This window comes from Gilliamella sp. ESL0405, from assembly GCF_019469205.1.
Taxonomy (GTDB): Bacteria; Pseudomonadota; Gammaproteobacteria; order Enterobacterales; family Orbaceae; genus Gilliamella.
Map to the genome: position 1 here is coordinate 2,217,948 of NZ_CP048265.1, position 25,413 is coordinate 2,243,360.

Genomic DNA, 25,413 nt, shown 5'->3' on the forward strand with positions numbered 1-25,413 from the left:
AAACATAACTTATCTCCAAATTTACGATCTAATAACATTGTACAGATAACGGTCTACAATGTCCACGAAGTTCTTAAATATATTAGCTAAAATTCTTTTTTAAACCAACCGGTCAATCGTTTAGCTATCCCTTTTAATGATGATTTATGACTATCTTTAGCATCATCACTTAATAAACTTTGTTTTCCGTAATGCAATAACCCAACTGTTGTTGAACAATAAGGCTTTTGTACATAATCGGTTAAACCAGATATATTTAATGGTTGCCCAATACGAACTTGATTTTGAAAAACTTTTTCAGCACACTCAACCATTCCTTTAATTTGTGCTGCTCCACCGGTTAAAACAATCCCTGCTGCCAATTGATATTTAACATTTTGTTTTTTCAGTTCATCTTGCAAAACAAGTAACTCTTTTTGCACAAGTGAAAGCAACTCAGAATAACGAGGCTCAATCACATCTGCTAATGTTTGTCTTTGTAATGAACGTGAAGGTCGTCCACCAACACTTGGCACATCGATAACTTCATCTTTGCCGACCAATGAACCAACAGCACAACCATAACGAATTTTGATATTTTCCGCATCCATTGGCGGTGCGCCAAATGCGTAAGCGATATCACTCGTAACAACATTGCCAGCGTAAGGAATAACCACCGAATGGCGTAATGCGCCACCAGTATAGACAGTAACATCCATTGTACCGCCACCAATATCAATAACACATACACCTAGCTCTTTTTCATCGTCGGTCAATACAGCATAACTCGATGCCAGTCCAGAAAATATGAGCTGATCAACTTTTAGTCCACAACGCTCAACCGCCTTAACAATGTTTCTTGCCATATCATTATGACAGGTGATCAAGTGAACTTTTGCTTTCATCCGCACGCCTGAAAGACCAATTGGATTTTTAATTCCTTCTTGCAGGTCGATTGAATACTCTTGGGCTATTACATGTAATATCCGATGTTCATCAAGAATTCTGACCGATTTAGCAGTATGCACGACATTGTCGACATCTTCAGCCGTCACTTCTTCGTCAGCAATTGGCACCATGCCAATTTCGTTTTGGCAACGAATATGTTTACCCGATAGGCTTAAATAAACAGAAGATATTTGACAATCAGCCATAAGCTCGGCTTGGTCAATTGCGCGTTGAATTGACTTGACCACAGATTCAAGATCGTTTACACCACCTTTATCCACACCTTTTGATGGGCAATGACCTACGCCGATAATATTGACAATACCATCAGGAAGAACTTCACCAACAAGGGCAAGAACTTTGGATGTACCAACTTCTAGTCCGACAACCAATTTTTTTTCTGTTGCTTTCATACTTCAGCCTTTATTTATTCCTTACTGCGCTAGTTTTTCTCTTTGCACTGATATACCATTTTCATAACGTAAATCAGCCACCGTGATTTTTTCGTCTACCGGTATTCTAGATTGAATTTCAGGGAATAATTTAATAAATCGGTTATAACGTTCTTCAATATGTTCGCTTCCTAGCATTAATTTAATATCCTGATTTTCTAAACATAAACCGGCTATACATTGTTTTACCATCAGTTGCCATGCATTACGTTCATCTGATATTGCAGCAGTGATTTGTAATGCTAACTGATTATTAGCTAATTTCTTAGAAAGATTTTCTAAACTATAATATGTTTCAAGCATTGACTTAGCCTTACCTTCAGGCCCATAAATCCTTGGTAATGGCAATTCACCTATTCTATCTAGTGGCACACTAAACACATTGCCACTTTTATCTAATAAAAATAAGTCATTCCAATAAAAAGCAGGTTTGTACTCTTCGATGTAAACAACTAATCTATCTGGCCATTGTTTACGAACACTTACTTGTTTTACCCATGGAAATCGCATGACTTCTTGCTGGATATCATCAACATCTTGCCCAATATAGGTATTGGGTAATCCTAATCCTAAAATTGCCTCTCTTAAATCATCTTCGGTTGTATAAGTATGTTCACCACTTAGTGTTAACTGGGACAAAACCATTTGTTCAGGGTCGTCCATCCAATTTTTAAAACTATGTACGACCCAAGTACTGATAAATATAATCATAATAAAGAACAAAAAACCTATCAACTGTTCTGTATTACGAAAAACAAGCAACCGCCGTCTATTTCTACTTTCTCGTCGATGCGCTGCTTGTCTGACTTGTTTCATAAAGATTTAGCCAATTATATTGTTGCCAAATTTAGAATACGATTAACAAGCTCACTGAAAGACCAACCGTGCTGTTTTGCAGCCATTGGTACCAGACTGTGATCTGTCATGCCCGGAGCAGTATTGACCTCAAGTAAATAAGGTTTTTCGTTTTGATCGAACATAATATCTACTCGACCCCAGCCTCGACAGCCTACAGCTTTATAGGCTTCAAGTGCTAATTGGCGTATTTCACGCTCTTTATCTTCAGTTAAACCACTTGGGCAAAAATATTGGGTTGAGTCAGATAAATACTTTGCATCATAATCATAAAAATTTGTAGCAGGCTTAATGTAAATAGAAGGTAAAACTTCTTCACCAACTATTGCTACAGTAAATTCCGGACCGGCTAGAAATGATTCAACCATGACAACATCATCGTATTGAAAAGCAACCTCGATGGCAGCTTTTAATTCAGATACTTCATTTACACGAGTCATGCCAACGCTTGACCCTTCATGACTTGGTTTTACAAATAGCGGTAAATTAAGTTGTTTAACAATAGCATTGACATCTATAGATTGAGACTTGTCTACCATGACATAATTAGCTACTGGCAAGCCTAACGCTTTCCAGACTAATTTTGTTTTTAATTTATCCATTGTAAGCGCTGAAGATAAAACATCGCTTCCAGTATAAGGTATTTTTTGATAAGTTAAAATGGCTTGTGCAATTCCATCTTCTCCACCACGACCATGTAAAATAATAAAGGCTTTAGTATATCCTTCATCTTTTAAGCTAGTTATAGGGTGATCTTTAGTATCAATAAGATGTGCATCAATACCATTTGCTAATAATCCTGCTAATACAGCCTTACCCGATTTGAGCGATACTTCTCGCTCAGCAGAGGTTCCACCATACAATACAGCAACTTTATCAACCATTTTTATAAAACCTCTTTTGCAAATAATTGAGAGTTGGCTAATTGGCGAGCAATTCGACCAACACTACCAGCACCTTGTGTAATTAATAAATCGCCACCTTGTAATATTTCTTGCATTATTTCCGGTAGCAGATCTAAGTCAGAAACATAAATAGGATCAACTTTACCTCGATTACGAATCGAACGGCATAATGATCGGCTATCTGCACCAGCAATTGGTTGTTCACCAGCTGAATACACATCTAACATAACCAGCGCATCGACTTGTGAAAGCACTTGCGCAAAATCATCAAATAAGTCTCGAGTACGTGTATATCGGTGCGGCTGAAATATCATTACCAAACGGCGGTCTGCCCAACCATTTCTGGCTGCTTGAATCGTAGCATTCACTTCACTTGGGTGATGTCCATAATCATCAACCATCATAATATCTTTGCCATTAGCATGTGGAAAATGGCCTATCAAATCGAAACGTCGACTTGTTCCGGCAAATTTTGCTAATGCGTTGATAATTGATTGATCATCAATCCCATCTTCAGTGGCGGCAATAATAGCAGCCGCAGAATTTAATGCATTATGTTTACCCGGAGCATTTAATTCAATTTGCAGATCATCACGATCCGGACGACATACCGTGTAATAACTAACCCCACGTTCTTGACGGTAATTTTTGATAACAACATCAGCTTCTTCGCTAAACCCATAAGTAATAATCTTACGTCCAACTACCGGCAATAATTCCCGATTAATCGGATCGTCGTAGCACATAATTGCCAGACCATAAAAAGGAAGATTACGCAAAAACGAAATAAAGGTCTGTTTAAGATTCTCAACACTACCTTGGTAAGTATCCATATGGTCTGGTTCAATATTTGTAACAATTGAGACCATTGGTTGCAAATGCAAAAATGAAGCATCACTCTCATCAGCTTCAGCAATAAAGTAACGGCTTGTACCTAATTTCGCATGCGTTCCAGCCGCTTTTACTAATCCACCGTTTACAAAAGTTGGATCAAGTTTAGCTTCCGCATAAATGGCGGTAACCATTGCGGTTGTTGTGGTTTTACCATGTGTACCTGCAATAGCAATACCATAGCGAAAACGCATTAGCTCAGCTAACATTTCAGCACGTTGAATGACAGGAATACGTGCCTCACGCGCAGCGATGACTTCAATATTATCTTGTGATATAGCCGAAGATATCACAACCACACTTGAATTAAGTACATTTTCCGCTGCATGTCCTATAATGATTTTTGCACCTAAAGTTTCTAAATGTTCTGTTACGGCATTTTGAGCGATGTCAGACCCACTTATTTGATACCCTTCATTAGCAAGAACTTCAGCAATACCCCCCATGCCGGCTCCACCGATACCGACAAAATGGATATGTTTGACTCGTTTCATTTCTGGAATAATTGCTCTTAATTCAGCTAATTCCTTTGTATTCACAATCTAACCCCTAATTCGTCTATTTTTGCCTGAAGTTTTCATCTAATATAATCGATTTTGCATTTATAGAATTATTATTTGAGATAACTCAATTTATTATTGACTCAAACATATACTAAACTTGAAATCTTTTGACAAGATTATTACACAAAATTGGATATAAAACTAACTATTTTACCACTGATACCAGTGTTTCCGCCACTTTTTCTGTGGAATCCAGGACAGCCAAACTTTTAGCTTTAACCGCCATTTCAAGCAAATCTTCTCTAGTCAAATTTGCAAGTAAATTAAGTAGTGACTCTACATTAAAATCGGGTTGTTCTATTATTTTAGCTGCACCAATATCGGCTAACGATTTTGCATTCCAAAATTGTTGGCGATCTTTATGCATAAATGGCACAAAAATCGCACCAATACCCACTGCTTCAATTTCACTTACCGTTAAAGCACCACTACGACATATCACAATGTCTGCCCAACTATAAGCCTCTTTCACATCAGTAATAAACTCGGTAACTTTATTATTCGTCATATCACAATGTTGATAAGCTTTAATGACCTCATCAAGCATCCCTTTACCGGTTTGATGCCAGACTATATATTTATCGGACAATTTCGTTATCACTTGAGGTACAACATCATTAATTACTTTTGCACCTTGACTACCACCCATAACTAATACACGTATAGGACCTTGTCGCTGTTTAAATCTTTCTGTTGGCTCTGCAACGGTTAATAAATCACGACGCACCGGGTTACCAACGACTTGTGCATTAGCAAACGCCGTTGGGAAAGCTTGTAAAACCTTAGTTGCAATTTTAGCGAGCGATTTATTCGTTAAACCAGCTATCCCATTTTGTTCGTGTAAAACAACTGGTATACCTAACGTTTTAGCGGCTATACCGCCGGGTCCAGATACATACCCGCCCATTCCTAGCACAACGTCGGGTTTATAAGCTTTTAAAATTTTTCTAGCTTGAAAAACCGCTTTTGATATTTTGTACGGCGCTTTTAATAATGCCATTATCCCTTTGCCACGCAGGCCTGAAATTTCTATAAAATCAATATCAATACCATTTTCAGGCACGAGTTGTGCTTCCATTCTGTCAGCGGTACCTAACCACCTGACTTGCCAGCCCTGCTTCATTAAATAATGCGCAACTGCAATTCCTGGAAAAACATGACCGCCGGTACCCCCAGCCATAACTAATAACTTTTTCATTATTTTATTGACCTTATTCTTGCTTGCGCTTGTTGTTGTCTAAATTCAAAATCGATTCGCAATAAGATTGCGACCGCAATACTCATTACAATAAGACTAGAACCACCATAACTAATAAATGGTAGTGTTAGCCCCTTAGTGGGTAACATGCCAGATGTCACACCGACATTGACAAAAGTTTGGAAACCAAACCATATTCCAATTTCACAAGCTAAATAACCGGAAAATTGAGAACCTTCATTGAGTGCGCGGTAACCAATAGCTAGCGCTTTGAATGTCAATAAAAATAATAATGACAATAACGCTACTACGCCGATATATCCGTATTCTTCAGAGATAATTGAAAATATGAAATCTGTATGGCATTCCGGCAAATAACCTAATTTTAGGATAGAATTGCCCATGCCTTGGCCATTTATTCCGCCACTACCTATCGCCATTAAAGAAGCTACAAGCTGATACCCCGATCCGGTTGCATCTTGCCATGGATCAAGAAACGTTAATAATCGTGTTAAACGGTAGGATTCATATAATATAAGGCAAATTACGGCGCCAACACCTGTTAATAATATCGCAATAAATTGCCATAATTGTGCACCAGCAATAAATAAAATACCAATTGTGACCATAAATAACACAATAACGGTGCCCAAATCGGGTTGTTTTAATAACAAAATAGAAAGGACGGCCATAACCACCATTGGTTTAAAAAAGCCCCAAAATCTATTTTGCACTTCATCTGATTTTCGAGTTAAATAACTGGCTAAAAATATAAATAATGATAACTTAGCAAGTTCTGCTGGCTGAAAATTAAAAACGCCAAGCGGAATCCAACGAGAAGCACCATTAATCGATGATCCAATCCCCAACACCATTACTAACATAATAATGGCGATAATTAATAGTATTGAGCCAAATTGTTGCCAGCGTTGCATTGGGATATAGAGCGTAATGAACATTAAAAACAGCGATATACCCAGCTGAATAAGTTCACGTTGCGTATAAAAGAAAGGGTTACTTTCACTAAATGACATAGACGAAGAAGTCACCATAATTAACCCAAATATCATTAAGCCAATTACCGTCCAGAGTAATTGGTTATCAAAAGGTATATTCGGATTAACTTGTTTTTTGATGGCAAACAGTGTCATTTTCCACTCCTGTGACCGTACTGCTTAGCAAGTTGAGTAAATTGATTTCCGCGATCAATATAGTTTTTGAATTGATCTAAGCTCGCACAAGCAGGCGACAGTAATACCACATCATTTTTTTCTACTTTTTGAGCAATAATTTTTATCGCTTGAGCCATTGTCTCGGTAACTGTCGTGTTATCCGGCAATAATTTAGCTAATAAATTGTGATCTCGTCCAAAACAGAAAATTTCAATATTTCTATTTTGTAAGTATGGAATTAATGGAGAAAAATCAGCCGCTTTTCCATCCCCACCCAAGAGCAAGAAAAGCTTACCATGACACACAACGCTTTTTAATGCGGCTTCAGTACTACCGACATTCGTCGCCTTAGAGTCGTTGATCCAGATAACACCATTGTCTTCAAATACCTGTTCAAAGCGATGCGGTAAACCTTGAAATGAAGCTATTGTTGCCAAGCTTGAAGTGCGAGGAATATTTAATTTATCGCTGATTGCTAAAGCAGCCAATGCATTAAGATAGTTATGGCAACCGATTAATTTCATATCCTTAGTTGATAACACCGGACATTGTTGAGCAATTAAATGTTGATACTGACTATCTAAGTGGTAATCGCCATGAATTAACCCAAAAGAAACACATTGATGATGATTCACCGTAGGCACAGTTAGTTTATCATCAGCGTTAATGACACAATATTTTGCATTTTGATAAATACGTTGTTTTGCTTGTGTATATTGCATCAATCCTTGCGGATAACGATCCATATGATCTTCGGTAATATTTAATATTGTTGCAACAGTTGCATGCAAACTATAAGTGGTTTCTAATTGAAAGCTCGATAGTTCAAGCACATATATATCACAATTTTGCTGTAACAATGTTAGAGCTGGTTGACCAATATTTCCACCGACTCCAACTTTAATACCTGCAGATTTGATAATATCGCCAACTAATGTAGTGACAGTAGTTTTACCATTAGCGCCGGTGATTGCCACAATTTTTTTATTGGTTTGAAGATTCACTTCCCGGCAAAAAAGTTCAATATCACCGACTATCTCAATTCCCTTTTCGGCAGCTAGTTGTAATTCTGGAGTAGATAAAGCCATTCCGGGACTGGCAATAATTAAATCAGCTTCATATAACCAATCGACATTTAAATCGCCTAAGTGATAAATAACACGCTCATCTAGTTGATCTAAACCGGATGGTGATAATCGAGTATCAATTACTTTTGGAATAACATTTTGAGCAAGGAAATAATTAACACAAGAAAGCCCTGTGATACCTAATCCAATAATAACAATATTTTTACCCTGATAACTCACCATGATTCAATCCTACTCTTGTTTTTACTAACGTAGTTTTAAGGTTAATAAACCAATTAGTACCAGCATTAACGAAATAATCCAGAAACGGACAATAACTCGAGGCTCCGGCCAGCCTTTTAATTCATAATGATGATGAATTGGCGCCATTCTAAATATTCGTTTACCACGTAATTTAAACGAACCAACTTGCAAAATCACCGATACGGTTTCAATAACAAAAATTCCACCCATGATGAATAATAAAAATTCTTGACGCAGTAAAACCGCAATAATACCAAACACGCCACCTAATGCTAATGAACCAACATCACCCATGAAAACCATTGCAGGGTAAGTGTTAAACCATAAAAAACCTAATCCAGCACCAATAATAGCTGTACAAACAATCATTAATTCGCCACTAAATTTGATATAAGGTATATGTAAATAGGCTGCAAAATTGACATTACCCGTCGCCCATGAAACCAAAGCAAAACCGGCTGCAACAAAAACTGTTGGCATAATGGCTAGCCCATCGAGTCCGTCAGTTAAATTAACAGCATTGCCAGCCCCAACTATTACCACGTAAGCTAATAAGATGTACCATAATCCTAACTGTGGCATCACATCTTTAAAAAATGGCACAACCAGTACTGTCACTGAAGTATCTTTACCATAAGCATAAAGTCCAAAAGCAACAATTAATGCAATTAGCGATTGCCAAAAATATTTCCAACGAGCAATCAAGCCGTCAGTATTTTTACGAATCACTTTTAAGTAATCATCAGCAAATCCAATAATTCCATAACCGATTAAAACAAATAGCGTTACCCAAACATAAGGATTACGAAGATCTGCCCATAAAAAAACGGATAATGTAATTGACGCTAAAATAAGCGTTCCACCCATGGTTGGTGTGCCTTTTTTACTTAAATGAGATTCAGGCCCGTCATGACGAATGACTTGACCGATTTGTAATTTTTGCAACCAATCAATAACTTTTTGCCCAAAGATTAATGAAATGGTTAATGAGGTTAATAACCCTAATATTGCTCTAACTGTTAAATAAGAGAGCACATTAAAAAAGGAAAAATATTTAATTAAATATTCTGAAATCCAAACCAACATAGTTTTAATCCTGACTTATATTTTATTGTTCATTTTTAATTTGTTCTATCACATCTTCCATTTTGGCACTACGAGAACCTTTAACTAACATAGTTAAAGTGGAATGTTGATGTAACAGTGTTAACAGATATTTCACAGCATCTTGTTTGTGGGTAAAATGGTGACCAACACCACTGTAATCACTAATATATTGACTTAACTGCCCGACACTCACAACACAATCAATTTTTTGACGTTGTGCCAATTCACCAATTTGTTGATGATATTTAGCTGCATCATTGCCAAGCTCAGCCATATCACCAACTACTAACACTTTAAATCCTGGTTGAGTAGATAAAACATCAATGGCTGCTGACATCGAACCAACATTGGCATTATAAGAGTCATCCCAAATTAGTTGATTTTGTTTTAATCTTATTGGGTATAACCGCCCTTTAACCGGTTGCAATGTTTGTAAACCTTGCTTAATTTGAGAAAAGCTCGCCCCGACAGAAACCGCTAAAGCCGAAGCAGCAATAGCATTGGATATGTTATGTTTACCAACTAAAGGTAAAACAATTTCACATTCACCTTGAGGCGTATGTAAAGTAAACCGACTCTTTTCACCAAATTGAATATTGCTAGCATAAAAATTTGCTGATGAATTATTTAATGAAAAAGTCCATACTGTTTTCTCTTTTAACTGATCAAACCATTTATCACTGCAACTATCTAAATTGATAATAGCTATGCCATTTTCTGGTAGTCCTAAAAAAATCTCGCCTTTAGCGCTTGCTACACCAGCAAGAGAACCAAAACCTTCAATATGTGCTTCAGCAATATTATTAATTAATGCTGTTTGAGGTTTAACTAGCTTGGTGGTATAGGCAATCTCACCAATATGATTTGCCCCTAATTCAATTACGGCATACTGATCTTGTTTAGTTAAACGAAATAGTGTTAAAGGAACACCTATATCATTATTAAAGTTGCCTTGTGTATAAAGGGTTGGCCCGCAACACTGTAAAATAGCAGCAGTCATCTCTTTAACCGAAGTTTTACCGGATGATCCTGTCAATGCAACAATTTTAGCTGAGCATTGTTGACGAATATAAGTAGCAATAGCGCCAAGTGCCCAATGGGTATCTTTTACAACAATTTGAGGAATATTACTGTCAATTTTATGATTGACAATAACAGCTATTGCACCCGCTTTTATCGCTTGCTCGGCAAATAAATGTCCATCAAAATTTTCCCCGACTAAAGCAATAAATAATGATTTAGCAACAATCTTTCTCGAATCAGTGCATATACTATCAATAGCAACGCTTTGATCTTCTATAGCATAACTTTCGCCATTAACGACTGTTATAATCTGCTCAATATTTAAAGGAATCATACTTGATTCTCTACTCCTAAAAGCTGTTTGACTGTTTGTTGATCCGAAAAGTGGTGTTTTGTTTTACCAATAATTTGATAATCTTCATGTCCTTTACCGGAAATTAATATCACATCATTTACATCCGCTTGTGCCAATGTTTGTTTAATTGCTTGAACTCTATCAGTAATCACTTGAACATCTTTTTTAACAGCTTGAAAACCTTGTTCAATATCGTGGATAATTTTCATTTCATCTTCTGTACGTGGATTATCATTAGTAAGCACAATCTTATCGGCAAACTGTTCAGCCACTTGAGCCATCAGCGGTCTTTTGCCAGTATCTCTGTCACCACCACAACCGAAAATCACCCATAAATTTCCTTTGCAATGAATACGGCTGGCTTGCAATGCTTTTTGTAGTGCATCAGGAGTATGGGCGTAATCAACAATCACTGTTGGACTATTGTTAACATGAATAACTTCCATTCGCCCACAGATAGGTTTAAGAAAAGAAGCCATATTAACAACTGCATAAAATGGGTAATTAAGCGTTAAAAGTGTGGCGACAGCTAATAATAAGTTTGATACATTAAATTCACCTAACAATCGACTATTGATAACTGCATTGCCCCAGCTCGATTCCATATGAATCTTGGCGCCCTTATCATGATATTCAATCATTGACACACCAACATACTCCATATTAAGTGCCTTTAATCGTCGTAATGACTTAGGTTGACATGATACAGCGGTAACCTGTGACAGTTTTTCAATCCAGCGTTTACCATACGGATCATCATAATTGATGATCGGTTTTCCTGAACTTATAACTTGCCTTTCTTTCTCATCCGGACTGAATAATGACCATTTCGCCTTAGCATATTTATTCATCGTTTTATGATAATCAAGATGATCACGGCTTAAATTACTAAACACAGTCGCACTAAAGTGTAACCCTTTTACTCTATTCATGGATAAGCCATGGGAAGATATTTCCATAGTGGCAACTGTAACATCTTTTTTTACAAAATCAGCTAATAAAGATTGAATATCAACAGCAGATAAAGTTGTGTTAGTGGAAGGTTCAAGTTTATCGTAAATACCATTACCTATCGTGCCCATAATTGCAACTTTTTCATTTAATAATGCTGTACATTGAGCAATCAACTGCGTGATAGTTGTTTTGCCATTTGTTCCGGTCACGCCAATCAATGATAAGTGATTTGATGGTGAGTGATAATAATCATTAGCAATAGTTGAAACTTTTTGAGCAAGACGATAAACACTAATTTGCGGAACCACTGGCTTGTTGTCTTGTTTAATATAACTGATTTTTAAATCATTCAACTTTCTATTTGTTTCAGTTAAAACAACTACTGCTCCGGCTGAAATAGCTTGCGGTATAAAATCCCGACCATCAACGGTGAAACCTTTAATAGCAATAAACACATCATCTTTATTTACATTGCGACTATCTATTTTCAAATTATTGAGTGGAAAATCATTGACCTTGATTTTCTGATTTACACCCAATAATTTAAGTAAATTTTTAAAAGTGTTTATAGCCATCACTACCACCTATTAATATATAATCATTTGCCCATCGACTTGGCGATCGGGTTTTACATTCATTGTTCTAAGTACGCCGCCCATAATACGACTAAATACTGGAGCGGAAACTGAGCCGCCATAATACTGTCCGGCTTTTGGGTTATCGATCACTACCACCAAAGAGTATTTGGGTGCTGAAGCAGGTGCAATACCTGCTGTATAAGCTAAATATTGATTAACATACCTGCCACCCGACAATTTTTTCGCTGTACCGGTTTTTACACCAACGCTGTAGCCGGGCACTGATGCTTTAGTTCCGCCACCAGTTACAGCTACGGCTTCCATTAATTGAACAACCGTTTTAGCAATTTTTTCAGAAACCACTCGTTTGCCTTCAACAGGTTGCGTTACTTTTAAAATAGAAACCGGTCGATAAATACCATAACTGCCAATAGTTGCATAAGCTCTGGCTAGTTGCACTGGAGTTACACTTAATCCATAGCCGAAAGCAAAAGTCGCACGTTCAATATCCGCCCATTTACGCGTTCTATCGGCTGCAATTGATCCACTCACTTCGCCGCCCAAGCCTAACTCGGTAGGTTGTCCTAACCCAAAGCGACTATAAAATTCGACTAAGTCACCGGACTGCATTTTTAAAGCCAACTTACTTACGCCAACGTTACTCGATTTTTCTAAAATACCTGCTAGATTAAGTGATTTCTGATATGACACATCTTTAATTTCATATCGATTAACTAAAAAAGGTCTGGTATCAATGACAGTATTTAAATCTGCAATTTTTTTCTCTAAAGCTGCCATAACAACAAGAGGTTTAACTGTTGACCCTGGCTCAAAAGCGTCTGTTACGGCACGATTTCTCAGTAAGCTATAATCAATTGATGATCGGTTATTTGGGTTATAAGACGGGCTTGTGGCCATAGCTAATATTTCACCCGTATGCACATCAACTAGTACCGCAGTTCCACTATCTGCTTTATTAAATTCAACTGCTTGGCTAAGCTCGCTATAAACTAAAGATTGCAATCGTTCATCAATACTTAATGTTAAATCAGAAGCTACTTCACTTTCTGTTCGTTGTAGTTCTTCAATAACACGACCCAGTCGGTCACGTCTAACTACACGTTGTCCTGACTCACCAGTTAACCACTTATTAAAGCTTTTTTCGATTCCTTCTGAACCTTTTTCAGTGCCATTTTGATCAATATCGGTTAGTCCAATTAACTGAGCAATATTTTGCGCTGCGGGGTAATAACGTTTTGATGTTTTAGCAAACGAAATTCCCGGTAATTTCAACTTTTTTAAGTAATCCGATATTGTCGGTGTTATTTGCTTAGACAAATAAACAAAACGCATAGAGGGATTGCTTAACTTCTCTTCAAGCGTCGACATAGGTATATTTAATGTTTTTGCTAAACCTTGCCACCTTATATCATCAGCTTTTACACCACCTTTTTGTACAACAATTTTTGGATCTGCCCAAACATCATACATAGGCACACTAACAGCAAGTGCTCGACCATTACGATCGGTAATCATTGCCCTTGGTGCGTCCATTTCCTGATGACGGATTGAACGTTTGTTGCCTTCTGAAATTAATTTCTCAGGCTCAATAATCTGTAAAATTGCCATTCGAACAATCAAGCTAACAATGGCAACTATGATAAAACCGTAAACTATATAAAAGCGATTAGGTGTAAAAAACTGTTTTTTACTGTTTAGTTTATTCGGTTTATTTGTCCTTACTGAGTTCTTATCTTTTTTATGTTTAGTGACAGATTTCATCATTTACTCTTTATCACAATAACGGTTTCATTTTGAGGTGTCACATAAGACATCCCTAATTGATTTTTCGCTTTATCTTCAACTCGTTTTGGATCTGCAAGAACATTTTCTTCAATAACTAAATTTCGCCACTCGCTTTCTAGCACATCCTGTTCTAATAAAAGCTGCTCTCTTTCAAATAATTGTTTACGCACTTGTTGCGTTGTGATTAAAACCGCACCAGCAGAAAGAACAACAAAAATAAGCAATAATAGAGACAATTTTTGGTGACCAAAAAGATCACCTACAATCAAACCAAATAAACTTTGAATTGGTCTTTTTGTGTTGTCTACATAATGACTATTATTTTGATTACTGTTCATGTTTTCTTTCAGCTACCCTCAATATTGCACTACGTGAACGTGGATTATTATCAATTTCAACAGTAGTTGGCTTAATTTTGCCTAGTGAAGCTAACTTAGCAGTACCATATTGTTTTATCTGCTGTTGAGTTAATGGTAATCCCGCAGGAATATCTGGCCCTTTACTCTGTTTATTAATAAATTGTTTAACAATTCTATCTTCTAAAGAGTGAAAACTAATTATGGCTAATCTTCCCTTATCGGCAAGTACGGACAAGCTACTATCTAATGCTTGTTCAACTTCTTCCAATTCACTATTAATGTAAATACGAATAGCTTGAAAACTACGTGTAGCAGGGTGTTTGTGCTTATCTTTTTTGGGTGTTGCTTTCTCAATTAAATTAGCTAACTCTAATGTGCGCGTTATTGGTGTAACTTTGTTTTGTTCCACAATTGCTCGGGCAATACGCTTGGCAAATTTTTCTTCGCCAAATGTTTTCAATACCCATGCAATATCATCTTCATCACTTCTTAATAACCATTCGCTAGCAGTTAAGCCTTTATGATTATTCATACGCATATCAAGTGGACCATCTCGCATAAATGAAAACCCTCTTTGAGGATCATCTAATTGTGGAGATGAGACACCAAGATCGAGCAAAAATCCGTCTATTTTACCGATTAATCCTAAATCATCGAGATATTGATAAATATTTGAAAACTCACCTCGAATAAATTGAAATCGGGGATCATCTATTTTTTCAGCCTCTTGCTGTGCTCGCTCATCACGATCTATCGCAATAAGTTTTCCGTTTTTACCTAGTTTTTCGAGTATAAGACGAGAATGCCCACCACGACCGAAAGTACCATCAACATAAATACCATTTTCTTTGATATTTAATGCAGAAACAGCTTCATTTAATAGTACCGTTGTATGTTGATAATTCATCACGCTTTTACTCTTTTAAATTGTTAAATTTTTTAAATTATCGGATAAGTTTTCAACATCTGCTGATATCGCAGCGATATCATCACTAATTTGTTGATACCAAATCGCTTCATCCCAAATTTCAAATTTGTTAGATTGGCCAACAAACATTGTATGTTTTTCTAATTTTGCATAGGTGCGTAGAGTTGGTGGCAACAATATTCTTCCGGCACTGTCCATTGGGCACTCTGTTGCATAACCGAGTAATAACCTTTTAATTCGCCGTTCAGCTTCAACAACAGAGGATAAAGTTGATAATTGTTTCTCTATTTGTTGCCATTCTGAAAGTGAGTAAAGTGTTAAACATGGGTGGTATAAGCCAATGGTACATACCATACCTTCGGACAAAAATTCACGATAACGAGTGGGAATAGCCATTCGCCCTTTGCTATCTAAATTGACCGAAATTGCACCACTAAACATGAAAGCACCATTTGTTATTAATTTTATTATTTTTAAAATGATTTAAAATCAAACAGTTAAATATTTTTTATATTTTTACCACTTAACCCCACTTTTTACCACAAAAGTAACAAAAATAATAGGTATTTAATCAATTAATTTCAGCCGTTTTATTTATAAAGATCATGATTGATGTTTATTTAAGAAAATTCAAACATAAATTATAAATTAATTATTTAAAATCAAAATATTACTAAATATCGAATGGCTATTTTATTCAAGATAAAAAATCACATTTTCTTAATGAGAAAGAGTTGGATTAGATTTAATGTTCAATCGAGATAGGAGGATTTAATTTAGTTAGCCGACTTTTGTCGGCTAATCTGACTAATTTATGAAGCAGCCCAAAATCCAATAACATTGACTATATTTTGTTTTATCACTGCACGTATCGGCATCTCATCAATATCATCACCTTTTTCTGCCCGTTCAAGTACATCTAATTTACTTTCACCAACTAAATGTAAATAGATATTTTTACTATCTAAAATGGTTGGTAAAGTTAAGGTAATGCGATCAAGAGGTGCAGTTAATGGAGTCATGCCAATAACTTTTCGGCCAGAGTTCATATCCAATCCAGCCATTAAGTTAGCCGCTCCAGGGAATAGTGATGCCGTATGCCCGTCTTCTCCCATACCTAGAATGACTACATCTAAAGGCATTGGCACTTTAGTTAACTCTTTTTCAGTCAATTGAGCACCATCAAATGGGTTATCGCAACTGTTTTTTAAGCCGACAAAATTAGCCAGTTTTGCTTTATTTTGCAACAGATAAGTCATCACTAATTTTTCATTACTGGCATCATCAGTATCATCTACCCATCTATCATCCACCAAAGTAATAAAAATACGATTCCATTCTAAATCTTGCTCACTGAGCATAGTAAATAAAGGAATAGGTGTTTTTCCGCCAGAAACAGCTAGAGAAGCATGCCCCTTTTCAGCAATCGCTTGTTTTAACGCATTGACAATATGTGAAATAAGGTCTTTATTAAGTAATTGGCTATTATCATATTTATTTAATGTAAACATAGTTATGTTCCTTTATTCAAATTCATGCCATGAATAACCATCTTTAGTAACCAAAGCTACTGAAGCAACTGGGCCCCATGTGCCAGCCTGATAGGTTTTAGGTGATTCGTTATCAGCATTCCACGCCTTAATGATTGAGTCAACCCATTTCCATGCAGCTTCTACTTCATCACGATGTACAAATAGAGCTTGTCGCCCTCGCATTACTTCCAGTAATAAACGCTCGTAAGCATCCGCACTAGGTTGATGGAAAGTCTCACTAAAACTTAAATCCAGTTTAGTTGTTTGAAGATTATGAGTACTATCTAAACCAGGCACTTTATTTAAAATTTCAATATCCATGCCTTCATCTGGTTGCAACCGAATCGTTAATTTATTTTGTGGAAGCTTAGAATAAGATTCACTAAATAAGTTAAGTGGTAATGGCTTAAAGTAAACGACAACTTCTGAGCATTTGCTTGGCAATCGTTTTCCGGTTCGCAAATAGAATGGTACACCAGCCCAACGCCAATTATCAATATCAACACGAATAGCAACAAATGTTTCAGTATGGCTTTCTTTATTTGCTCCGTCTTCTTCTAAATAGCCCGGAACATTAATACCATTTACAAAGCCTGCAGTATATTGCCCACGTACAACTTTTTCATGAAGATTGCTTTTATTGATCGGCCTTAATGCATTTAATACCGCTATTTTTTCATTGCGTAAACTATCATCGGCAAGATTAGCTGGTGGCGACATAGCAATCATAGTTAAAATTTGTAATAAATGGTTTTGCACCATATCCCGCATTTGACCTGCTTTATCGAAATATCCCCAACGACCTTCAATACCAACTTGCTCAGCAACGGTTATTTCTACATGATCAATTGAGTTACGATCCCAAAAAGAGGCAAAAATCGGGTTAGCAAAACGTAATGCGAGTAAATTTAAAACCGATTCTTTACCCAGATAATGGTCAATACGATAAACTTGTGATTCACTGAAAAATTTTGCCACAGAATCATTAATCTCACGAGAAGATTGTAAATCAAACCCTAATGGTTTTTCCATTACTATGCGATTTTTGGATTGATTTAATCCAGCTTCAGCCAAACCATGACAAATGGTGCCAAATGCATTTGGATGCATAGCAAAATAGAAGATAGCCGGATGATTCTGATCCAGTTTAGTTTTTAATGCTTGAAAACCTGAGGTGTCATTTACATCTAATTTATGAAAATTGAGTCGTTGACTAAAACGACGCCAAACTGTTTCATCTAATGGTTCTGACATAAATGTCGTTAATGCATCTTTTGCTACTTCAGTGTAAGCAGCTTGATCCCACTCAGCTCGCCCTACGCCTAAAATTTTGGTCTGCTTTGGCAGTTTTCCACATTTTTCTAATTGGTATAGAGACGGTAAAAGTTTACGCCTCGTCAAATCCCCTTTTGCACCGAAAATAACTAAATCGCAGGCTGGGATATCAGACATGGTGTTCTCCTAAAAATGGTATTGATTGACTTATTCTATTATTTTTTGTTACCAGTATACACCCTGTTAATAGTATAAATCATAATAATAGGTATTTGCCCTATTTTACACTAAAACAAAAGGTCACCATTTAGGTGACCTTTACTTGAAGCTATATTGGATAAATTCCAACAAACGGTTGATTAAACGCGCACAAAGTCCATATGAACTAATTTTGGTTTAAATGCGTGGCGTTGAACTGCTTGTACTTTAACTTTGATTTCTTTACCGTCAACTTCAATAGTAAGTACTTCAGAATAGAATTCTGGTTTTTCTTGCATATTGAAAATTTGGTTGTGATCTAACACAACAGAAATCGCAGGCTCAGTTCCACCATAAACAATGGCTGGAAATTGACCAGCGTGACGCAGGCGGCGGCTCGCACCCTTACCATGCTCTTTTCTTACTTCTGCTTTAAATTTAAACATGTTTGAATCTCTTAATAATTTTAAATAAAAAAACCAATTACAGGCGACCCAGTAGTTGGCTATCAATTTGGTGCTTTAAAAGCGCTAGCGATTATAAAGTGTTATGTTGATAAACGCAATCAAATAATCAGCTCATAACAAGATAAAGCTAACCTTTGATTGCGTTAAAAAGCAATGGTAAAACAGTTAAATCAATTCAATCTTAAAACCATAGGCTGTTTTAGCGTTTGGCGATAATTTTAACGGTTTGTTGATACAACTGGTTTCAACACAAACCATTGATTGATACTCTTCATCAGCAAAATCAGCCATAGCTTTGGCTTTATCGATCCATGGATTCCATGTCACCACATCACTGGCTCCGATATTGGTCAATTCAATGGTTCTTTTACCATCCGCAATAGTTATTTTGTCACTAGGGTGAGTATAAATACGATCAACTTCTTGATTGAAAGTTAATTGACCCGCCGTTGTTGGTTTATTTTCAACCGATAAACGTTCTTGATAGTTTTCACCTAAACCTTCAACCACAACATCATGAATATCATTAATACCACAATAGGTATGTAATGCGCTTGTTGCATCAAAATCACCTTGACAACTTAGTGTTACATGACAAGTGTGTCCAACATGAATATTTAGCCAAACATGGAAAGGTTTAGTAAAAAATGGTTCGGTTTGCTGATTGTTAGTTAGCGATAACACTAAATCAACGCCATTATCATCCTCATGACACGAATCAAGTTGCCAATCAACTATTCGAGCAAAACCATGAGCAGGATCACCTAGTTGACCAAACCAAGGCCAACAAATCGGCACACCGCCTCGGATAGCTTTTTGCTTTTTAAAATGTGTTTTTTGGCTCAACCAGATAACCGGGGAAGATTGGGTTGAAGGTTGCCAAAATAATAGATGTGCGCCTTGTAAGGCAACAGCCGCACGGCAAGTTTTGTGAGTAATAACTAATACCGGTAGTTCACCAAATGTGATTTGATTAACCGACGGACTTAATGATTTTTCTGCTGAATGACTCTCTAAAATTTGCTTAATAATACTCATACCTACTCCTGAATAATTTTTACTAACTTTTTTGGCTAACTATGCAAGTTAACTTGAAAAAATAAATTTAAAAACTGGCATTGATTTTACGCTTTTTAGGCACATTATAAAGACGGAATAAATGTAAAACAGCTTTTTTTAGTAAATTAGAGTAATATAGGCGGCTATTTGAATAACATGTCAAAAGATTTCAGGAAAGGTATATGTTTGAGTATAAAATCCCTTTAAGTTTGTATATACATATGCCATGGTGTGTACAAAAATGTCCTTATTGTGATTTCAATTCTCATACATTGAAAGCTACCCCAGACTATGAAAATTACATTGATCATTTAATTAACGATTTAAAACAGGATGTATCACTTTGTCAGAATCGATCTATTCATTCTATTTTTATTGGTGGCGGTACACCAAGCCTCTTTTCTGCCGAACTGATCGATAAATTATTAGCGAACATTAATAAAGTTATTCCTATAGATAGTGATGCCGAAATCACTATAGAAGCAAACCCAAATTCGGTTGATGTTGAACGATTTAATGGATACCAACAAGCGGGGATAAATCGCATCTCAATTGGTGTACAAAGTTTTCAAGCAGATAAATTGTTAAAGTTAGGACGTATCCATAATCAACAAGAAGCCATTGATGCCGGGAAACTAGCACACAATTTAAATTTACGTAGCTTCAATTTAGATTTAATGCATGGTTTACCAAATCAAACATTAGATGATGCTTTATATGATTTAAAACAGGCAATTGATATTGCCCCACCGCATTTGTCTTGGTACCAGTTAACGATTGAACCTAATACACTGTTTGGATCTAAACCTCCGGTTTTACCTGATGATGATATGCTTTGGGCGATCTATCAAGCAGGTCATCAACTTTTAACGGAAAATGGTTACCAACAATACGAAACATCTGCTTATGCAAAAACGAATTATCAATGTCAGCATAATCTTAATTATTGGCGATTTGGTGACTATATAGGTATTGGATGTGGTGCACATGGAAAAATAACGCAATCTGACGGTAAAATAATTCGAACAGTGAAGACCAAACACCCTAAAGGCTATCTTGAAGGTCGTTATTTAGATAAGCTAAATACCGTTGAACAAGCCGATTTACCATTTGAGTTTTTTATGAATCGCTTCAGGCTATTTGAACCGACCCCGAAACATGAATTTGAACAACGAACTTTTTTACCTTTACAGACTATAGATCAACAAATAACGCAAGCTATTGATAAAAATTATATTATTGAAGATAACCAGCATTGGCAAATTACCGATCATGGGAAGTTATTTCTTAATTCGCTATTAGAGCTTTTTTTATAAATTCACTTGAAAAGTTTTTTTAATTAAGCCAAAAACCAATCTTTACTATAATTTTACATAATAATCGCTTACTTTTTAATCAATCATATGTATCTCTTTACATACTTTTAGAGGAAAAGGGTGCATAATAGTATCCGACAATGCATAAATTCATTGTTTTCCTATTCCTTATGTTTTCCCAATAACTCTGTTATTGGGATTTTTTTTCGCTAAAATTTTTAAATAAGGAAAACAACTATTTTAGCAGGTTTGATATTTAGATAAGAATGCTTCGATCTCTAACAATGTTGTAGTGCCTTCCATTGGTCCTTTTTTCGATACCGCTAAAGCGCCACTTGCATTAGCATATTGTAAAGCCATTTCAACCGAAAATCCTGCCAACATCAAACTAACAAATGTCGCACAAAAGCAGTCTCCTGCCCCAGTTGGATCAATTGAATCTATAGGAAAACCATCAACATGAAGTTTTTTTAAATTACTATTTTCATCTAAGCCATAGTAATTTGCGCCCTTAGCGCCGCTTTTTACAACGATATGCTTAACACCACGTTCGAGTAAAGCTCTCATCGTCTGCTCTTCGCTTTCATTATTATGAGTAAAATAGCTGACTTCATTTTCACTAGGCAAAAATATATCGGTATATTCCAAAATGTAATCGAAAGATTGTTCCATTTCTTGAATGTTAAACATCTCTTTGCGTAAATTAGGATCAAATGAGATCGTCCCACCTTTTCTTTTGATTCTATCGAGAGCCTTGCGCATTGCATCAATCGCTCGAAATGAGTAAAGCGATGAACCCATAACATGTAAATGGTTACAATCTTTGAGTAAACCCTCATCGATATGATCAAAGGATAATAAGCCACAAGCACTATTAGGTATATTGAATATGAAATCACGCTCATTATAGTCTTGATAAGTTACAAATGCGCTGCCAGTATTAGCCCGGCTGTGGGATGTGATACCTTCAATATTCACACCATCTTTTTTTAGCCGATTAATACACATCTGGCCAAAGCTGTCCTTACCGACACAACTAAAAAATACAACAGGAAATCCTAATTTAGCCACCTGATCGGCAAAAATTGCTGGTGCTCCACTTGGAAAAGGCCCAATAAACTCACCAGTTTGATCAAAGCGCTGATGTTGTTTTTTAGCTAGAAATTCAACAAGTAGCTCTCCGATTGTGCAAATTTTAAAACTCATATTATGCTCCTGGTAAATTATGATACTTGACGCAATATTTATTCATAGCATATTGTTTAAAATTAGATTTTAACAATTGTTGATGATATTCTGTCACTGCTGGTTTTGATAAGATTGCAACATCCATTTGTTTCAATTTTCCAATACTATTATTATCTTCTGAAATACCTCTTTGCGATAATATGCCAATTGTATGATTAGCATGTTTTAATAATCGTTTATAAATTTCTTTTTGTTCAATGTTTTCAATAATTAATTGATTATTTACACTGATTGCCGCTAACTCAAGAATAAAATGCGTGACAGGATATTGCTCACATATAATCGCTAATTGATTATAACTTTTAATCACAATATCATCATGTAATACACCGCCAATTAAAATCACTTCTGCATCTGAGAACTCTTTCACCAATTGCGCATTATTAATATCATTCATAATGATTCTTAGTGATTTTTTGCTATGTAAAAAAGGGATAAGTTTGCGAATTAAATCGCCATGACTTAAAAAAATAGTATCGCCATCATTGATATAATTTAAACAAGTTTTAACTAAATCAATATCACCACCTTCAATACCTGAAGGGTAATTTGACGTTAGGAGAGTTGAGTTATTAGTTATTTTGCTAGGAGAAATATAGATAGCACCACCAAAAGAGCGCTTTAAATATCCTTGCTGTTCTAAATATGTAAGATCTTGTCTAATAGTAACATTCGAAACTTGAAGCTGATCTGATAATTCGTCGACTTTAACTTCACCTTGTTTTCGAACAATTTCTGCGATATCCAATCGACGTTTTAATAGAGTAGAAGATGCTCTAGCCAATTCTCACTTCCTATGTAATTGGTAAATAGTACGAATAAATTTAACATACATGCGGTCAATAACAAACAATCTAGACCTTTAATTACTAAATTATATTATTTTTATATTAATATTTGAGCGCTGACTTTTGTTAAAGGAAAGTAAATTTTTTTTCGATATTTTGTAATCAATCTTTTTTTTAGACAATAAAAAGTGCAATTTTGTGATCTATATCACTCTAATTCTGCTGGCATAACCTTCATTTTGCAATAATAATTAGACCAAATAACTTTCGATTTGAAAGAGTGTATTAAAATTTAAATAGTATTGACAAAAAGTTAAGGAGTAGCCGAATGTCTATTATTTCAAGCAATAACATGTTAAAAAAAGCCCAAAAGGAAAACTACGCAGTCCCCGCTTTTAATATCCACAATCTGGAAACCATGCAAGTTGTGGTCGAAACAGTCGCTGAACTGCAATCGCCGGTTATATTAGCGGGAACACCAGGAACTTATAGCTATGCCGGGACAGAAAATATCATCGCAATAGCCTACGAACTTTCCAAAAAACATAACGTCCCGTTAGCCCTCCATTTAGACCACCATGAAAGTTACCAAGATATTATCAACAAAATTGATGCTGGTGTTCGCTCAGTTATGATAGATGGATCCCATTTCCCATTTGAAGAAAATATTAATATTGTCAAACAAGTTGTTGAATATGCTCATCGTTACGATGTTAGCGTTGAAGCCGAATTAGGTCGCCTTGGTGGTATTGAAGATGATCTAGTGGTTGATGCAAAAGATGCATTATATACCAATCCACAACAGGCAGTTGAATTTATTGAGAAAACAGGAATTGACTCTTTAGCTATCGCAATCGGTACAGCACATGGGCTTTATAAGTCAGATCCTAAGCTTGACTTTGATCGTTTATCTGAAATTCGTTCAATAGTTGATATACCTCTTGTTTTACATGGTGCATCGGGTGTGCCGGATAAAGATGTACGTGAATGTATCAAGCGAGGGATTTGTAAAGTCAATGTTGCCACCGAACTAAAAATTGCTTTTGCTGATGCGTTAAAAAGTTATCTCATTGAAAATCCCGATGCTAACGACCCACGCCATTATATGAAACCGGCAAAATTGGCGATGAAAGAAATTGTCAAAAAAATCATTACTACCTGTGGATGTGCTGGCAAATTATAGAGGTCGATATGCTAATTTACACATTAACCCTCAATACTGCAATTGATATGAATATACGTTGTGACGGACTCAATCCAAATTGTGTCAACCGCACTTCACTCACGCAATACAGTCCGAATGGTAAAGCCGTCAATGTTTCAATTGTATTACATAAATTTAACAAGCCAACTTGCGCATTGGGTTTCTTTGGTGGATTTTCCGGTAAATACATTGTTGATGAACTAACTAAAATGCAAATTCAAACAATTCCTTGTTTCATTGATGATATTACTCGCATCAATGTGTTTATCAATGACGGACAAAATGAATACAAATTAGTGGGTAAAGGACCGTTTGTTCCGGATGATAAAAAAGCTGAAATGTTAGCCTTGATTGAATCATTAACAGCAGGTAGTTATTTAGTCATAAGCGGGAGTTTGCCAAATAATGTTGAACCAGAGTACTACCAAACAATTTTAGCTAAATGCAAAAACAAAAATATTCAGGTCATTTTAGATATTAGCCATCCAATACTCAGTAACTTGCTGAGCTATCAACCGCTACTAATCAAACCTAATGATGATGAATTAAAAGATATATTTGGTTTTGAATGTAAAACAACACAACAAGTTGTTTCGGCATTAGAGTCTGTTCACGCGAAAGGTGCGCAAAATATCTTATTAACTATGGGAGACAAAGGACTTTATTTTTCAAATGGAGAACACATTTGGTTTTGTAATTCTGTAGCCATAAAGCTGGTCAGTTCGGCCTGCGCAGGCGACTCATCACTTGCGGCATTTCTAAGCGAATGGCTGCCAGATCAAAACAACATTGCCACAGCAATGAAAAAGGCCTCTGCAACAGGTGCTAATGTTGCAGAATCCGACGGATTAGGCCTATTAGATAAAATCAGTACTTATATGGATAAATTGGAAGTTACCCAAATCAAGTAAGGGAGATGACG

General features: G+C 36.1%; 23 protein-coding genes. 3 read left to right on the forward strand and 20 right to left on the reverse strand.

Annotated elements, in window-relative coordinates; genetic code table 11:
• Positions 1–86 precede the first annotated feature (86 nt).
• The 18 genes from ftsA to GYM74_RS09750 all read right to left on the reverse strand — a co-directional run bounded on the left by ftsA (position 87) and on the right by GYM74_RS09750 (position 19,914).
• Positions 87–1,340 (reverse strand): cell division protein FtsA, encoded by a 1,254-nt coding sequence (ftsA, locus tag GYM74_RS09665; protein ID WP_220218011.1) that lies wholly within the window; start codon positions 1,338–1,340, stop codon positions 87–89.
• A 21-nt stretch (positions 1,341–1,361) separates the two neighbouring features.
• The gene (locus GYM74_RS09670) at positions 1,362–2,195 is read right to left on the reverse strand and encodes an FtsQ-type POTRA domain-containing protein (RefSeq protein ID WP_220218012.1); all 834 of its coding nucleotides are present in this window, start codon (positions 2,193–2,195) and stop codon (positions 1,362–1,364) included.
• A 14-nt stretch (positions 2,196–2,209) separates the two neighbouring features.
• Positions 2,210–3,118 (reverse strand): D-alanine--D-alanine ligase, encoded by a 909-nt coding sequence (locus GYM74_RS09675; protein ID WP_220218013.1) that lies wholly within the window; start codon positions 3,116–3,118, stop codon positions 2,210–2,212.
• Positions 3,119–3,120: 2 nt separating this feature from the next.
• On the reverse strand, positions 3,121–4,569 hold the full coding sequence (gene murC / locus GYM74_RS09680; RefSeq protein ID WP_366518667.1) for a UDP-N-acetylmuramate--L-alanine ligase: 1,449 nt from the start codon (positions 4,567–4,569) through the stop codon (positions 3,121–3,123).
• Between the two features lie 169 nt (positions 4,570–4,738).
• On the reverse strand, positions 4,739–5,791 hold the full coding sequence (murG, locus tag GYM74_RS09685; protein ID WP_220218014.1) for an undecaprenyldiphospho-muramoylpentapeptide beta-N-acetylglucosaminyltransferase: 1,053 nt from the start codon (positions 5,789–5,791) through the stop codon (positions 4,739–4,741).
• Positions 5,791–6,942 carry a cell division protein FtsW gene (gene ftsW, locus GYM74_RS09690; protein WP_220218015.1) on the reverse strand — a complete coding sequence of 384 codons (1,152 nt, stop codon included), beginning with the start codon at positions 6,940–6,942 and terminating at the stop codon, positions 5,791–5,793. Before ftsW ends, murG begins: the two co-directional genes overlap by 1 nt.
• Complete coding sequence (murD, locus tag GYM74_RS09695; RefSeq protein WP_220218016.1) at positions 6,939–8,273, reverse strand: UDP-N-acetylmuramoyl-L-alanine--D-glutamate ligase; 1,335 nt, start codon at positions 8,271–8,273, stop codon at positions 6,939–6,941. Before murD ends, ftsW begins: the two co-directional genes overlap by 4 nt.
• Before the next feature lie 24 nt (positions 8,274–8,297).
• Positions 8,298–9,380, reverse strand: coding sequence for a phospho-N-acetylmuramoyl-pentapeptide-transferase (gene mraY / locus GYM74_RS09700; protein WP_220218017.1), 1,083 nt, complete (start codon positions 9,378–9,380; stop codon positions 8,298–8,300).
• Between the two features lie 22 nt (positions 9,381–9,402).
• Entirely contained in the window at positions 9,403–10,758 is a 1,356-nt protein-coding gene (murF, locus tag GYM74_RS09705) for a UDP-N-acetylmuramoyl-tripeptide--D-alanyl-D-alanine ligase (RefSeq protein WP_220218018.1), read from the reverse strand.
• Positions 10,755–12,308 carry a UDP-N-acetylmuramoyl-L-alanyl-D-glutamate--2,6-diaminopimelate ligase gene (murE, locus tag GYM74_RS09710; protein ID WP_220218019.1) on the reverse strand — a complete coding sequence of 518 codons (1,554 nt, stop codon included), beginning with the start codon at positions 12,306–12,308 and terminating at the stop codon, positions 10,755–10,757. Before murE ends, murF begins: the two co-directional genes overlap by 4 nt.
• A gap of 12 nt (positions 12,309–12,320) precedes the next feature.
• The gene (gene ftsI / locus GYM74_RS09715; protein ID WP_220218020.1) at positions 12,321–14,093 is read right to left on the reverse strand and encodes a peptidoglycan glycosyltransferase FtsI; all 1,773 of its coding nucleotides are present in this window, start codon (positions 14,091–14,093) and stop codon (positions 12,321–12,323) included.
• Positions 14,093–14,455, reverse strand: coding sequence for a cell division protein FtsL (gene ftsL / locus GYM74_RS09720; RefSeq protein ID WP_220218021.1), 363 nt, complete (start codon positions 14,453–14,455; stop codon positions 14,093–14,095). The genes ftsI and ftsL overlap by 1 nt, the downstream gene beginning before the upstream one ends.
• Positions 14,445–15,383, reverse strand: coding sequence for a 16S rRNA (cytosine(1402)-N(4))-methyltransferase RsmH (gene rsmH, locus GYM74_RS09725; protein ID WP_220219652.1), 939 nt, complete (start codon positions 15,381–15,383; stop codon positions 14,445–14,447). Before rsmH ends, ftsL begins: the two co-directional genes overlap by 11 nt.
• Before the next feature lie 15 nt (positions 15,384–15,398).
• Positions 15,399–15,845, reverse strand: coding sequence for a division/cell wall cluster transcriptional repressor MraZ (gene mraZ, locus GYM74_RS09730; protein WP_220218022.1), 447 nt, complete (start codon positions 15,843–15,845; stop codon positions 15,399–15,401).
• Positions 15,846–16,216: 371 nt separating this feature from the next.
• Positions 16,217–16,915, reverse strand: a complete 699-nt coding sequence (gene pgl / locus GYM74_RS09735; RefSeq protein ID WP_220218023.1) for a 6-phosphogluconolactonase — start codon at positions 16,913–16,915, stop codon at positions 16,217–16,219.
• Between the two features lie 12 nt (positions 16,916–16,927).
• Positions 16,928–18,388 (reverse strand): glucose-6-phosphate dehydrogenase, encoded by a 1,461-nt coding sequence (gene zwf, locus GYM74_RS09740; protein WP_220218024.1) that lies wholly within the window; start codon positions 18,386–18,388, stop codon positions 16,928–16,930.
• Positions 18,389–18,570: 182 nt separating this feature from the next.
• On the reverse strand, positions 18,571–18,855 hold the full coding sequence (gene rplY / locus GYM74_RS09745) for a 50S ribosomal protein L25 (protein ID WP_220218025.1): 285 nt from the start codon (positions 18,853–18,855) through the stop codon (positions 18,571–18,573).
• Positions 18,856–19,041: 186 nt separating this feature from the next.
• Positions 19,042–19,914 (reverse strand): D-hexose-6-phosphate mutarotase, encoded by an 873-nt coding sequence (locus GYM74_RS09750; protein ID WP_220218026.1) that lies wholly within the window; start codon positions 19,912–19,914, stop codon positions 19,042–19,044.
• Positions 19,915–20,117: 203 nt separating this feature from the next.
• On the opposite strand from GYM74_RS09750, the gene hemW reads away from it, so the two are divergent.
• The gene (hemW, locus tag GYM74_RS09755; protein WP_220218027.1) at positions 20,118–21,251 is read left to right on the forward strand and encodes a radical SAM family heme chaperone HemW; all 1,134 of its coding nucleotides are present in this window, start codon (positions 20,118–20,120) and stop codon (positions 21,249–21,251) included.
• Between the two features lie 240 nt (positions 21,252–21,491).
• Here hemW and GYM74_RS09760 read toward each other — a convergent pair whose 3' ends face one another.
• Positions 21,492–22,457 (reverse strand): sugar kinase, encoded by a 966-nt coding sequence (locus GYM74_RS09760; RefSeq protein WP_220218028.1) that lies wholly within the window; start codon positions 22,455–22,457, stop codon positions 21,492–21,494.
• Position 22,458: 1 nt separating this feature from the next.
• On the reverse strand, positions 22,459–23,283 hold the full coding sequence (locus GYM74_RS09765) for a DeoR/GlpR family DNA-binding transcription regulator (protein WP_220218029.1): 825 nt from the start codon (positions 23,281–23,283) through the stop codon (positions 22,459–22,461).
• A gap of 332 nt (positions 23,284–23,615) precedes the next feature.
• On the opposite strand from GYM74_RS09765, the gene GYM74_RS09770 reads away from it, so the two are divergent.
• Together GYM74_RS09770 and GYM74_RS09775 are read left to right on the forward strand one after the other, a co-directional pair.
• Positions 23,616–24,470 (forward strand): tagatose bisphosphate family class II aldolase, encoded by an 855-nt coding sequence (locus GYM74_RS09770; protein WP_220218030.1) that lies wholly within the window; start codon positions 23,616–23,618, stop codon positions 24,468–24,470.
• Between the two features lie 8 nt (positions 24,471–24,478).
• Entirely contained in the window at positions 24,479–25,402 is a 924-nt protein-coding gene (locus GYM74_RS09775; RefSeq protein ID WP_220218031.1) for a 1-phosphofructokinase family hexose kinase, read from the forward strand.
• The last annotated feature ends 11 nt before the right edge of the window (positions 25,403–25,413 follow it).